Here is a 12,774-nt window from a genome sequence, read left to right as displayed (position 1 = left end):
CAGGCGAGCACGCGCACCCGCGCTCCGTCCGAGGGCTCGAACCATTCCAGCTTCGTGCATCCTGACTGCCGGCGATCAGGGACGTGCGGGCTCACGCAGCTCATGACCGGCACGTCGCCTGTGCGGCGGCTGCGATGGGGTCGACCTTGAGCAGCGCCCAGACGGTACGGCCGGCCTGAGTGCCGTACACGCCCCAGTTGTCCGCCAGGGACGCGACCAAAAACAGGCCGCGGCCACCCTCATCCTCAGTGGGCCGGACGAGCCGGGGAACTCCGGGACCGCCCTCGTCGGCGACGCCAAGCCAAACCTGATCGGGCTCGGCCTGGATACTGACGATGAACTTGCCACCGAACCGGGCCGAGGCGGTATGCCGGACGGCGTTGGTCGCCAGTTCGCTCACGATGAGTTCCGCTGACTCGACGACCGGCCAAGGTCCGAGGGTTGCGGTGATGAAGCGTCTGGCTTCGATGACCGAGGCGGGACGGCCGAGGAAGTGCCGGGACAGACGCCATGGGGGCATGGGACACGCTCCGTCGTATAGGGGGCTAGACATGCCTTGACTGGAGCGTATGACCAACGCTAGAGCTATCTCAAGGAATACGACGCATAAATACGTCAACCATCGAGCTGCTTCGCCAGCTCCCGGAAGTCCGCCGCGATCTCGCCAAGCAGCGCCCGCAGCTCGTCCCCGTATACGGCCGCCCCTGCGAACGCCTCGAATGCCTCTTCATGAGCGCCGATCTCGGCCGCCTCGGTCAGCGTGAGATCACCGGTCAGGCTCTCCACCACGCTCACCGACCCGTCGTAAATGGTGAACCCGTGCAGCGGGAAGGCCGGAGTCTCTGTCTTCCACGGCACGACGCCGAGCCGGACATGCGGCAGTGTCGACACCTGGACTAACCGGTCGAGCTGGGCCAGCATCAGCGAGGGCGACCCCGGCCAGGTACGCACGGCGCCCTCGGTCAGTACGAAGGCGAACCGCCGGCCCTCCTCGAACAGCACGGCTTGCGCATCGACCCGTATAGCCGCCGCCTTGGCCGCATCGTCCTCGTCCACATCCCGGCCGATCGCCACCGCCAGCCGCGCATACTCCGCCGTCTGCAACAGCGCCGGAATCATTGCTGAGGAGAAGACCGCCATCCACTTCGACGAGCGCACCCGTGCCGCGTTCGCCGCCTCCCTGCCAGCAAGCCCACCTTTTAGCCGCGATACCTCGTCACGCAGCCGCACGAGCAGCGTGTCCAACTCAGAGCGATTGTCTTCATCGAGTTGGAGAGCAGCCGACACCCGCTCAACCGTCTCCGGCGTCGGCAAGAGCCGTCCCGTCTCCATCCGTGAGATCGTCGGCTGAGCTATCCCAGCTCGCTGCGCCAACTCCTTACCGGTCAACCCCGCATCCTTGCGCAGCCGCCGCAGCAGCTCACCCAGTTCCCGCAGTCGGTCCCGCCGCTCCTCCACCTGAGCGTTGTATCACGGCTGGCTATCCCTTGCTCAGGAGAAGGGCAGCTTACTGCCTCAACGCTAAATATGCCTATTCAAGCTAGGATGGCAGAAGCCTGCAAAAGGAAGCTCTTATGACCTCAATACTCGGCGCATCCACTATGCCATACGCGCTACAGGTTGGAGACAGGCTTCTAACGATGCCATCCTCCCAAGGGCCAAGAGAATGGGATGCCGTCGCAAACAAAAGCATTCTCCTACTCACGCCCAACGGCACCCTCTCCATATCATACAGTGGGCTGGCTTATATCAGAGGAGTGCCGACTGACCAATGGATAGCCGAGGCTCTTCACGGTGAGAAGTTTGCGGCCCCTGACGGACGCCTGTGCATGCAGGCCGGGAACTTCATCCCAAGACTAGGTCCGGCAATACAATCGCTAGTCGCTGCCATACAGAGAGACTTCTTCACGCTGCCGTACTCGTACAGAAGGCATCAGTTGCAGGTCCTTGCAACCGGTTGGACTTGGAAAAGACGAGTCTCCTCGTCAAGACTCCCGCGGCCACTAGCGTTCCGTATCATTTGCGATGGGGCTTCTCGGAAAATCCGATCTGACATTTTGCCTCGCCATTGGAGGTGGGATCGAGGGCTAATTCAATTAAGTGCTATTGGAGGCGACGAGCGCGGCCAAAGAGAGCGGACTATCGGAAAGCTCGGGCTTCCGACTGATCTAACCGCAGACGTATGCGAATCGATACTTGTCGATGCTGTGCGGAGCTTGGCCGACATCGAGCCTACAGTCGGCAGGTCTTGTATGTCGCTACTTATCCATCGCGACCAAGAAGTCCGCGTTCGATTTCTCCCGGACCCAGAAAAGGATGACCAGCACTCCGCCTATACGCCGTGGGTCTTAGGGTATCGGATAGTCATGCCGCCGCAAGTTCTTAAAGGATGGCTCCCATCCCTCAACACTGGTCCTTTCAAAGTTAGCTTTGATCGATACCCGCCACTACCTCCCGCGCGTTTCGGTAGCTCATCCACTCAAGTAAGGCGAGCATCCCCCTGAAGATTGCTATTCGAGTGAATACGCTACGACAGCTGCGCCAGAGCAGAATCTGCCGAGTTGGTCTTATAGGGATCAAGGCGCCGGCGCGCCGCGCCGTCGCTCCCACTCGGCGGCCGGGCGTGCGGCCTGGAGGCCGGTCCCGGCCGCCGGTGGGCTCTCGGACAACGCTGGTCTGATCCCCCAAGGTAAGACTGCGGCCTACGCGCGTTGTCGACGCTCACCTGCCGGGTTACGTTCGATCGGTGCGGCCTGTAAGTTCCGCGTGATCGGCGAGGTGGCGGAGTGGCACGAGGTTCCGGGTCCTATCGGGACTGGGAGGCTGAGCGGCGCAGACAGGAGCGTGCTGCTGAGCAGGCCCGGCAGAAGCGGGAACGAGAACGCAAGGCGCAGGAACGGGAGCGTCTTCAGGCTGAGGCTATGGCGCGAGACGCTGACGCCGCTGATCGCACCCGACGTCTTGAAGCTCGCGTGGAGGAGTTGGAGAGCCTCCTCCGTTCCTCTCTACGCAGGGACCCCCAAGTGCGAATCGCCTCGCTGCGTCGCCGTCCAAACATTCCAGCACTCGATCTTGGTGGATGGGCTAAGCCGGAGCCCTCTCCATCCTGGGAAGCTTTTGCACCGGTGCCTCCCGGATGGCTGCAGCGGAAATTCGGGGGCGCGCAACGATACGAAGCAGCCCTGCGGCAAGCCGAGTCCGACTTCGCTCGTGCGCAGGCCGATCACCAGCACCGAGAGACCCAACGCCAGATGCGCGTAATCGAGGCCCGTCAGGCTCACCAGCGCAAAGTCGCAGAAGCTGAGCGTGAGACGGCGAAGTACAACAGCCATCTGAAGGCCATGGAGGCGGGGCTGAGGTCTGGGGACCGCCACGCGGTTAGCGAGTACATGGACCTGGTTCTGCGTGCGTCGCCGTACCCGGAAGGCTTTCCTAACCAGCGTAGGGCTGGTTATGTGCCGGAATCGTCACTGCTTGCCGTGGAGTGGTACTTACCGCCTCCGGAGGTCGTTCCTGCGCACAAGCTCTATAAGCACGTCAAGACACGCAAAGCCGTTGAGCCTACGATCCGACCCGCATCCGAGGCTCGACAGCTCTACCAGCGCGTGATCGCGCAGATCTCCCTTCGCACTCTGCGAGAGGTGTTCCAGGCTGACCCGAATGATCTGATTAGCACAGTAGTGTTCAACGGCCTCGTCCGCGCCGTTGACCCTGTGACGGGCCAGCAGATCGAGCCGCACCTGATCACGTTGCGCGCGACAAGAGAGCAGTTCTCCGCACTAGTGCTCAACGAGCCGAAGTTCAATCCCGTGGAATGTGTGCGTCGGCATTTCCATGCGGTTGTGTCTCCACACCCTGACGAGTTGGTCCCCGTTGAGCCAGTTATGCCCTTCAGCATGGCTGACCCTAGGATCGTCGACCCCATCGACATCATCTCCGACATAGACAAGCGCCCGAACCTACTCGATCTACATCCCAAGGAGTTCGAAGCATTCATCCAGAATCTATTCTCTAGGATGGGCTTCGATACCAAGCTTTATCAAGCCAGCGGCGATGGTGGCGTAGACTGCGTGGCCTACGATCCGCACCCGATTAAGGGTGGCAAGTTCATCGTTCAGGCCAAGCTATACACGAAGACCGTGGCACCCACACACGTGCGTGATCTGTATGGCACTGTCCAGCACGAAGGGGCTACTAAAGGAATAATGATCACGACGTCTGGTTACGGGCCGGACAGCTATAAGTTCGCGAATGGGAAGCCGCTCAATCTCATCGACGGTGCCGGCCTCCTTGCCCTCTGCCATCAGCACAACATTCCTGCACGCATTCTCAACCGTGGACTAAAAAAGCGCTAAATATTCCGGGGTCGCCCCGGCAAGGAAGTCGGTCGTCAGGAGGCGGAAGGACAAATGGCTAAGCTGCTGGTGCTTGTGTGGCAGCTAGCCCTGCTTTCTCAGGTATGACGAATGTCTAGGACTTCAGCCCCGGTGTCGCCGATTACTACCCGGGCATCGTAGTCACCCGACTGGGTTTCCTCTACTCTGCCGAAAAATCCGATTCCATCCAAATGGGCAGAGTAGCTGCCGCGAACATGGGTGATTCCGGTATCATCATCAAATTCTGCGACAGCGTTTAGTAGCGGATCTGACTCCAGCGTCCATATAGACTCATCCGTGCTGGTAACGTTTGGATCGTTTGGGCAGCCCGGAGGCATGGGTGAATGGTCGCTAGAGATACATCGATCGAAGGCGGCCCGCACTTGGGTCTGAACATCGGCCCATGCCGCGACAGGCTTACGCTTATTGACCTTTTCTGAGATGTCTCCGGTCTCAGTCAGACTCCCAAGGCGGAGTTGTCCCTTATCCTGATAAACTGCTGCCTGATAGGGAATGACATGCACCTCATACTTTTCATCCGATGATTCTCGAAATCTGACGGTCATAATGGCCGCGCCTTCGACTCTGAAGGAGCGACCGTCGTAGCTGATACTAGAGCCATCAGCTGGCTGCCCATGCACGGACCAACGTACATGGGAAGCCCGTGCTATTGAACTCGTGCGCTGCGGACAGGTGCGTGGGGCCAGCACGGTTTCTTTCGCGCAGTTCAAAATCTTTTCCGCGACCGGTTGAAGGATCATGTCGCGACCTATTGATGGAGGCCACGGTTTACTTGGCTGGGGCTCCTCGTCATTTCCTAGGTTGAGAAGAATTCCGCCTATGATGACGATCGCAACGACCGCTATCACTGCGGCCGGCCGCGGCCAGGACCCTGGGGCTTCTCTCCTGAATGATCCTCGTTCTCAGTGGAAGCTGGTGACGTGTCTTGTTCGGTAGAAGGGGGATTTACTTGTGGGCTAACGTTGAATATGAAGGTATTTCCACTGCCGCCATCAGCGACATTCGAGCTAATCCGGGCCGAGTCTGTCTGGTTGTCCGATGGTCCACGCGTTGTTCCCTCTGAAGTGGAATTAGGCGGCTTCCTAGTTGCCTCATGCCGAAATGCGGCAAGTGTCGATACGACTGCAAGTGGAACCGTGATGACGGTGGCGACCCAGCTCGCTTGCTCCAGGCCATTCTTGTGCAGTGCGATCGCGGCGAGCAGAGCGCCCGCAGCTACTGCAGCTGAAGTAACCATGACAGGGCCACGCTTGAAAGGCATAACAACCTAGTATCAGACAGACGCGTCATAAGCACCACCATGTGCCTACTTTGACTCATCTCCTCAGGTGGAGGGAGGGGCGGCAACTATTTGGCCCATTCCGGAATTCGCATTTATGACTCACGCGAAATCTCTCGGACGCCCGCTGCCGTATAAGATCACTATTGCAATTGGTACCCCTGAGTTGCTAGGTGCTGTTGTCGCTTCCCCCGTCCCTCCTCGCTACCTGAGTTTCCCGGCCGTGCCCGCCGAGTCAAGGGCGCCTTCGGCGTCGCTTCGCGATCAGCTTCGCTGACCCTTGACACGGCGGTCCCGTCCTGGGGTCGGCAGCTACGAGGAGGACGGGGGCGGACCAGGAGACGGGCCGCGTCGGCACTGGTTCAGGCAGGCCGCGGGCGTGATCGCCGGGCCATTAGCGGGCCATTAAGGGCGGTCAACAGGGGGTACTCACGGTCACTCCCGGACGGCTTCTCGCCGAGGTGGGGGCCGTTTCCCCTGGTGATCAGCCCGATTTGCAAGCAGGAAGTCAGGGGTTCGAATCCCCTAGGCTCCACCAGCCAAAACGCCGCTTCTCCGATCATGGGAAGCGGCGTTCGTGCTATTAACATGCCATTAGCTCTTGCCGGCATCGCGCTCTGCCTCGACTCGCGCGCTCAGTGCATCGGCGTCTTCCGATCAGCATCACGCGTGGCGTGCTGGTAGATGAGCGCGGCCCGGTCGCTGTCGTGGCCCATCCGCGCCTTGAGGTCGGCGAGCTCGCGCCCGACTGCGCGGCGAGCGTGTTGCCCGTGTGCCGCAGGTCGTGCAAGTGCAGCCCCTTGACCCCCATTTCCTTGAGCGCTTCCGCCCACTTGGCCTCACGCCGGAAGTTGCCGCCGCGGAGGAACGCACCGCGCTTGCCGAGAAAGACGAACGCATCCTCGCCCGTGCCGGTGAACTGGTCGAGGTGGTCGACGAGGGCCGGAACGATGGCCGAGGGGATGCTGACCGTCCGCTTGCCGGCCCGCGACTTGGGCGGAGCGAGCACCATGTCTGTCTCCCCCGTCCAGCTCGATGAGCTGTTCCCGCACGCGGACCGTACGCGCGTTGAGATCGATGTCCGACCGCCGCAGGGCGATCACCTCGCCCCATCGCAGGCTCGCGAAGGTGGCCAGCAGGATCAGCGCACGGAAGCGCTGGTCGGCCAGCTCGAAGACCTGGGCCACGGTGAGGATGGGCCGCTCCGGCGTCTGTTCGTTGTCCGCGTCCTTGATCCGGCACGGGTTCCGGCTGAGTAGCTTGTCTTCTTCGACGGCCGTCATCAGCACCGCCCGCAGCAGGCGAAACGCCTTGGCGGCTGTGGGCACCGAAACGCCTTTGTCTATGAGGGCGGCACGCCACGAGCGGATGAGCGCTGTGGTGAGCTTGCCGCCCGGCACCTCGCCGAGGCCGGGAACGATGTGTCGCTCAAGGAGCCAGGTGTAGAGCTCGACCGTCTGGGGCCGCAGGCCCGGCCGCTCTTTGATCCAGGTCCGCGCGTAGTCGCCGAGCAGGACCTTTCCACGGTCGGGGTCCGTCCACTCTGCTTCGCGTTGCGGGGCATCGTCAGAGACGCCTCGCCCGAGCGGGGAGGCGATTGCGTGGTTCAGCGCATGAAGGGTTTGAAGATGGAAGCCACCTTCGTGGCAGCGCGGTCGGCGTCCCCGTTCGCGATCGCCTCGACCAGCTCGTGGTGGTGGCGGTGTGCCGCGTCCTCGTCCTCGCTCTTCTCGTCGCGCATGTGGGCAGCGAAGACGTCGAGCATGCTGGAGTACAGCTTGACGTAGAGAGGGTTGTGCGTCGCTGCCACGATCGCGCGGTGCAGGGCGAGGTCCGCGCTCGCTCGCAGGTCGGGATCATCAGCCGACCAGCTCGCTTCTCGGCGGTCGCGCAGCTCGCGCAGCAGTTCGACGTCGGCATCTGAGCGGTTCAATGCGGCCAGTGACGCTGCCGCGCTGTCAAGGGCAAGGCGTAGTTCCAGGTAGTGGCGACGGGTGCCACCGGCGAGCTGACGTTCAAGAGTGCCTGTCAGCTCGGATTTGGAGATGACGAAGGTGCCGCGGCCCTGCTCACGGCGCAGTAGGCCTGCCTGTACCAGCGACTGCACCGCCTCGCGCACCGTGTTCCGACCGATCCCGAACTCCGACACCAGTGCGGCCTCGGTCGGTATCCGCTCACCGACCGGCCAGCGTCCAGAGGCCACCTCCTCGCGGAAGCGCTCGGCAGCCTGGTCGATGAGTCCCACTCGACGCACCGGCTGTGGCGTGCCAGACTCTCCGTAACTCATCCCATAATCCCATCATCTGCTGACCTTACACTGGAGTATAACGTGACAGCGCTCTCCTCATCGCTCGTTCCGTTGCACCGAGGGCGTCTGACCTTGTGGGCCGGGTTCGCCATCGCCCTGACAGCGGTCAACCTGCGAACGGCCGTGACCGGGTTCACTCCGCTCCTGGAGATCATCGGATCCGATCTCGGCTTCGGGGTGACGCTGTCCGGCCTGCTCGGCACTGTGCCGGCGGCGTCCTTCGGCATCTTCGGGTTTCTCGCCCCAGCGGTGACGAGGAAGTTCGGACTCGAGCGCACGGCCACTGTGGCGCTGGGCCTGACGGCTCTGTCGCTCCTGATGCGCGCCTTCTCTCCAATGCCCTCGTTGCTGGTGCTCTCGACCGTGCTGGCACTGGCCGGAATCGGAGCCGCGAACGTCGTGATCGTTCCGTTGGTGAAGGCCTGGTTCGCCGATCGACTGGCCCTGGGGACCTCGCTTTACCTGATCCTCATGCAGGCGGGCCAGTTCATCGCCCCGCTCCTCGCGGTCCCGCTAGCAGAAGCGGCGACGTGGCGGCTCTCGGTAGGTATCTGGGCGGGACCAGCTGCTGTGGCTGGTGTGGTCTGGCTCGTCCTGGCAGTCAGGCTGCCCGCCGATCACCACGCGCCCGCGGCCGTGACGGCGACCGATGCGGGACCGAGGATCAGCCGATCATCAACCGTCTGGGGCCTGGTGATCCTCTTCGCGATGTTGTCGCTATCCAACTACGGGATCATCACCTGGGTCCCGGCAGTGCTCACCGACGCAGGAGGCAGCGCGGCCCTGGGCGGCTCCATGGTCGCGCTCTACTCGGCATGGGGCATGCTCGCGGCCTTGGTGGTTCCACACCTGGCCACGCGCATGATGAACCCGTTCATCGTGGTCGTCGGGTGCGCGATCTTCCTGGTAGCGGGATACCTGGGCCTGCTCCTGTCCCCGCTCGACGGCACGCTGATGTGGGTGTGCGCGCTGGGAATCGGGGTGAGCACCTTCCCGCTCTGCATGACCCTCATCAACCGTCGAACCAAGAGCCCCCAGACAGCCTCTGCCGTGTCGGGCTTCGTTCAGGGCATCGGCTATGGGCTGGCGTGCTTCGGCCCGATCGGTTTGGGCCTTCTGCGCGAGGCGACCGGATCATGGTCGATCCCGCTCCTGGTGCTCGCTGCGACCGCCATCCCAGGGGTGATCGCCGGCTGGTTCGCCTGCCGTCCTCGCTTCGTGGAGGACGCTGCGCCACAGCCGACGAAGCGCGACGCTGACCAGCAGCCGCGACGATAAGAGTCATGCGTCGAACAGATCCGAATTCGTGTCAGCGGCCACACGCCACCGAGTAGCAATTGGTCCAAGTTGCACGTTTCATCGTCAGTCATCGCCTGAAGATACTCGGCAGAGATAAGACACGACGGCCGGGCCATTAGCGGGCCATCAAGGGCGGTCAACAGGGGTACTCACGGTCACTCGCGGGCTGCCTCTCGCCCGGGTGGGGGCCGTTGTCCCTGGTGATCAGGCCGATTTGCAAGCAGGAAGTCAGGGGTTCGAATCCCCTAGGCTCCACCCCACGTCAAAGGCCCAGGCCAGGCTAAGGAAATGGACTTTGCGATCTCGTGCAGCAGCAAAGGTACGGCAACGGCTACGAATTCAGTTGCTCACCGAGCCGCTTGATACGTCGGAAGCATGTCGAATTTGAACCCGAGACAAACCAGAATTTTGGGCCGCTTGAGAGCGGTATGGCCAGCCACCTCGCCGAGCGAGGCGGCCGGCCCGTTCCGAGTCAGGCCGGGATCTGCTTCTCGTTCCACGTGTAGTAGATATAGGTGCTGTCGGGCCCGGTCATCGTGCCGTAGACCTGCCAGAAGCTGTTGGCGCCGGGCGAGTAACGGAAGACCTTGTCCCCGGGCCGGTCGTCCACGAACACACTCGTGGATCCGTCGGCGGACCGGATCCGTGCCTCGATCGTGAATGTCGAAGTGTCCGGGATGTCGAGGCAGACCTCGTACGTGTACGCCGATGGGCCGGCGATGTTGTAACTACGACCGTCCACCCCCAACCGCTGGACATTGGTCGGGACGTAGCTATGCAGAACCCGGGTGTACCCGCCCGTGGAGCAGTCGACTGTAGGGGCGGCTGCCGATGCGGGACTGATGCCGGTGAGCGTGGCGCCGAGGACGCCGGTGGTGACGGCGAGAACGGAGATGGTGCGCTTCATGCCTCTCCTCATCCGTGCAGTGACCCTCCAACCAAGTAGTTGAAGGCTGAACTGATTCTGACTCGGCTGCCGTATCTGGACAAGTCCGGGCAAGAATCCGTGCGCATTCGAGTCAAGCGAGTCCTATTCAGCCCTTCGTCGATGAACCTGGCCTACTTGTTCTCGGTGAGAGCGCGGTTCACGAGGGCGCAACATCACCTCACACAGGGACATGTAGCCGCGCCTCAACTACCTATGGAGCAGGGCAACGAGTCTCTACGTCGTGACTGGCTCCCGTTTCCAAGCAGGAAGTCAGGAGTTCGAATCCTCTAGGCCCCACCTACTCAGAAGCCCAGGCAGGGACCGTTCTTCCTTGTCTGGGCTTTGTGCTGATGCCTAAAGGCTGAAGCAGATTCGGAGTATGTGTCGCTACGTGTCGTCCCACCGTGGTCGAGTGACCGGCACCACTGAGAGCAGGTGATCCAAGCCTTTGAAGTCCTTTGGGGTTACAGGTGTAGAGCGGCAGTTGGTTGGCGATCGCCACGCAGGCGATCACCAGATCGGCTGTGCGGGGGCGCGGGTTGCGGCCTGAGGCGATGACAGCTGTCCAGAGTTGGCCGTACTCACGGGCGGCGGTCTCGTCGAAGGGAAGTGGGTCGAACTCGGCCTTGGCGGCCTGCAGGATCTTCATTCACTGGGCGGGTTCCTGCGGCCCGGACGCCACGAGCACGCCGACCGACAACTCTGCCGTCGTGATGGCGCTGATCATCATTTCGTCGGGTAGCTCGTCCGGATCGATGCCGGCGCGCAGTATGAGGATGTTGGTGTCGAGCAGCCCTTGCTTGTAGGTCATTGCTCGCCCTCGGTGAACTCGCCTCTGCCGTACGCGCGACCGTAGGGGTCGTAGAGGTTGTCGTTGACGTGCTGGTCCATGTCCTCGCGGTACTTTCGGTCATCGAGACGGGGCATACCTCGGGACATGGCGGCGAACTCCGCTCGCGAGACGGCTCGGCGCCGGCGACGAATCGGCACCAGGTCGCCGATGTGATGGCCATTACGGGTGACGGCGTACCGTTCCCCGCGTTCGAGCCCATCCATGATCTCTGCAGACCGGTTGCGGAGATCGCGCTGCGAGATCTGATGGGAACGTTCAGGCTCAGAGATGCTCACCGTACGAGTGTGACGATGGCGTGCCATCTGGTGCTACCGAGTAGCACCACGAGGTGCACCCGCGAACGGCTTATCGCCCAGGTCGAGGCCGTTGCCCCTGATGATCGGGCCGATTTGCAAGCAGGAAGTCAGGGGTTCGAACCAACGTGTAGGACCACTTCGACGGGCCCGTCTTCGTTGTCCTGGTAACGCACTGGAGCTCGCAAGCCGCCATTCCAGGCTGGCGTCCACTCTGTTGGCTGGCCTGCAGCCGCTTCGCCCGGGGTCCAAGGCGAACAGAGATCAGGATGAGGGGAAGACCACCAGGCCGGGGCCCGATGTCTATTCGAGATGCGACGACAGATCGCGCTCAGGCAGACTGCGCGGATGAGCGCGGACGCGTCCACATCGCCGCAGGAACAAGCCCTCCGCCATGTCGAGGCCCTGTCGTCAGGGGACCCGCTCGACCCCCGGTTGCGTGTGACCCTCAACTTCCACCCCGACCGCTTGGTCGGCGGCCGGCAGATCCTGCTCAAGCTAGCTGACGACGGCGTCTACCTGTCGCAGTTCGTCACCGGAACGAGCAACGGGGGACTCACAGCTCACCCGGGCGGCGACCGGTGGCGCTGGGAAAGCAGGATCTTCGGTGGAGCGTACGACCATGCACCTGCAGAGGCGCGCCCCGTCTACGGTGCGCTGAACTTCCGACGCAAGTCCGTCGGCGCCGCACCACGGTTTGGATCCGCCCACTTCAGGCTGACGGCCGAGACTCTTCGCCGGACCACGTTCTGCTATCCAGATAGCTTCTTCGAACCTTCGGCGTTCGGTGTCGCGTCCCGCATGGCGCTGATCGAGCTGGCCGAGGCTGACGACCCGGACCCCCTGGACGACTACATCGAGGCTCAGGTGCACGGTCCGGTCAGGCTCGACCGGGACGTGGAGGCCCTGCTCCTCGATCCCAGCTATCGCGGAACGGCCGTGGAGGCCGCGGCCCGCCGGTTTCCGTGCCCGGTGGAATGGCATCCCGGATTCCGCCTCACGGTCGAGCATCTGCGGCGCCACCCGAACTACCGAGGACAGGAGTACGTAGCGCTCGGCGCCGAGATCGCGGTCGACGGCCTGCTCGATCCGCGGATCATCGGAGACGCCACCCGCACCGGGCGCTACGACTTGCAGGCGCTGAAGAAGGTCTGGCACTGCGTGGCGCGCTTCGGCTCCCCTCTGCCCCCGGCTGGCGAGATTCCAGGCCTTACCACCGCCTGCTGTCCTTCTCTGCTGGGAGGCCGGTGACCTCGGCGAGGTTGCTGCACAGCAGCAGATACAGCAACGCCGCCTCGGGCAATCACACCCAACCGGCCCGTGTCTGCCGCTTGAGCAGGGCGGGGGACTTTCGCCTCGTAACCGGCTTCCGTTGCAAGCAGGGCGTGGCCGCCCTTCCCGTACGGCAAGGCTTGCA

The 12,774-nt window shown here is 62.7% G+C and carries 12 protein-coding genes; 3 read left to right on the top strand and 9 right to left on the bottom strand.

Features of this window, described 5'->3' with window-relative positions; genetic code table 11:
- Positions 1 to 100: 100 nt before the first annotated feature.
- Positions 101 to 520, bottom strand: a complete 420-nt coding sequence (locus tag B1L11_RS05680; RefSeq protein WP_079313495.1) for an ATP-binding protein — start codon at positions 518 to 520, stop codon at positions 101 to 103.
- Between the two features lie 95 nt (positions 521 to 615).
- Positions 616 to 1,458 carry a helix-turn-helix transcriptional regulator gene (locus tag B1L11_RS05675; RefSeq protein ID WP_079313494.1) on the bottom strand — a complete coding sequence of 281 codons (843 nt, stop codon included), beginning with the start codon at positions 1,456 to 1,458 and terminating at the stop codon, positions 616 to 618.
- Positions 1,459 to 3,023: 1,565 nt separating this feature from the next.
- Between B1L11_RS05675 and B1L11_RS05670 the strand changes: the two genes are divergently transcribed.
- Positions 3,024 to 4,355 carry a restriction endonuclease gene (locus B1L11_RS05670; protein ID WP_218670919.1) on the top strand — a complete coding sequence of 444 codons (1,332 nt, stop codon included), beginning with the start codon at positions 3,024 to 3,026 and terminating at the stop codon, positions 4,353 to 4,355.
- Between the two features lie 98 nt (positions 4,356 to 4,453).
- On the opposite strand, the gene B1L11_RS44855 is transcribed toward B1L11_RS05670, so the two are convergent.
- The 3 genes from B1L11_RS44855 to B1L11_RS05660 form a co-directional block, all read right to left on the bottom strand.
- On the bottom strand, positions 4,454 to 5,137 hold the full coding sequence (locus B1L11_RS44855) for a hypothetical protein (RefSeq protein ID WP_143736985.1): 684 nt from the start codon (positions 5,135 to 5,137) through the stop codon (positions 4,454 to 4,456).
- Positions 5,138 to 6,515: 1,378 nt separating this feature from the next.
- Positions 6,516 to 7,076 (bottom strand): hypothetical protein, encoded by a 561-nt coding sequence (locus tag B1L11_RS44850; protein ID WP_143736983.1) that lies wholly within the window; start codon positions 7,074 to 7,076, stop codon positions 6,516 to 6,518.
- Between the two features lie 206 nt (positions 7,077 to 7,282).
- On the bottom strand, positions 7,283 to 7,921 hold the full coding sequence (locus tag B1L11_RS05660) for a FadR/GntR family transcriptional regulator (protein ID WP_218670918.1): 639 nt from the start codon (positions 7,919 to 7,921) through the stop codon (positions 7,283 to 7,285).
- A gap of 84 nt (positions 7,922 to 8,005) precedes the next feature.
- On the opposite strand from B1L11_RS05660, the gene B1L11_RS05655 reads away from it, so the two are divergent.
- Positions 8,006 to 9,262 carry an MFS transporter gene (locus B1L11_RS05655; protein ID WP_179154987.1) on the top strand — a complete coding sequence of 419 codons (1,257 nt, stop codon included), beginning with the start codon at positions 8,006 to 8,008 and terminating at the stop codon, positions 9,260 to 9,262.
- Positions 9,263 to 9,755: 493 nt separating this feature from the next.
- On the opposite strand, the gene B1L11_RS05650 is transcribed toward B1L11_RS05655, so the two are convergent.
- The 4 genes from B1L11_RS05650 to B1L11_RS05640 form a co-directional block, all read right to left on the bottom strand.
- Positions 9,756 to 10,190, bottom strand: coding sequence for a hypothetical protein (locus B1L11_RS05650; protein WP_079313489.1), 435 nt, complete (start codon positions 10,188 to 10,190; stop codon positions 9,756 to 9,758).
- A gap of 319 nt (positions 10,191 to 10,509) precedes the next feature.
- The gene (locus B1L11_RS49855; RefSeq protein ID WP_256862262.1) at positions 10,510 to 10,860 is read right to left on the bottom strand and encodes a hypothetical protein; all 351 of its coding nucleotides are present in this window, start codon (positions 10,858 to 10,860) and stop codon (positions 10,510 to 10,512) included.
- Entirely contained in the window at positions 10,861 to 11,022 is a 162-nt protein-coding gene (locus B1L11_RS49850) for a hypothetical protein (protein ID WP_256862261.1), read from the bottom strand.
- On the bottom strand, positions 11,019 to 11,339 hold the full coding sequence (locus B1L11_RS05640) for a type II toxin-antitoxin system Phd/YefM family antitoxin (protein WP_256862260.1): 321 nt from the start codon (positions 11,337 to 11,339) through the stop codon (positions 11,019 to 11,021). Before B1L11_RS05640 ends, B1L11_RS49850 begins: the two co-directional genes overlap by 4 nt.
- Positions 11,340 to 11,705: 366 nt before the next feature.
- Between B1L11_RS05640 and B1L11_RS05635 the strand changes: the two genes are divergently transcribed.
- The gene (locus B1L11_RS05635; protein ID WP_079313487.1) at positions 11,706 to 12,608 is read left to right on the top strand and encodes a DUF3626 domain-containing protein; all 903 of its coding nucleotides are present in this window, start codon (positions 11,706 to 11,708) and stop codon (positions 12,606 to 12,608) included.
- Positions 12,609 to 12,774 lie beyond the last annotated feature (166 nt).

It is taken from the genome of Microbispora sp. GKU 823 (assembly GCF_002027145.1).
Classification (GTDB): domain Bacteria; phylum Actinomycetota; class Actinomycetes; order Streptosporangiales; family Streptosporangiaceae; genus Microbispora; species Microbispora siamensis.
Note: the sequence above shows the minus strand (reverse complement) of the source record. Positions and strands in the feature narration are given on the sequence as shown.

Bases quoted from the DNA above. Each gene is read 5' to 3' on its own strand.
- B1L11_RS05650 (WP_079313489.1), bottom strand. From the start codon at position 10,190: ATGAAGCGCACCATCTCCGTTCTCGCCGTCACCACCGGCGTCCTCGGC.
- B1L11_RS05680 (WP_079313495.1), bottom strand. From the start codon at position 520: ATGCCCCCATGGCGTCTGTCCCGGCACTTCCTCGGCCGTCCCGCCTCG.
- B1L11_RS49855 (WP_256862262.1), bottom strand. From the start codon at position 10,860: ATGAAGATCCTGCAGGCCGCCAAGGCCGAGTTCGACCCACTTCCCTTC.
- B1L11_RS44855 (WP_143736985.1), bottom strand. From the start codon at position 5,137: ATGATCCTTCAACCGGTCGCGGAAAAGATTTTGAACTGCGCGAAAGAA.
- B1L11_RS49850 (WP_256862261.1), bottom strand. From the start codon at position 11,022: ATGACCTACAAGCAAGGGCTGCTCGACACCAACATCCTCATACTGCGC.
- B1L11_RS05635 (WP_079313487.1), top strand. From the start codon at position 11,706: ATGAGCGCGGACGCGTCCACATCGCCGCAGGAACAAGCCCTCCGCCAT.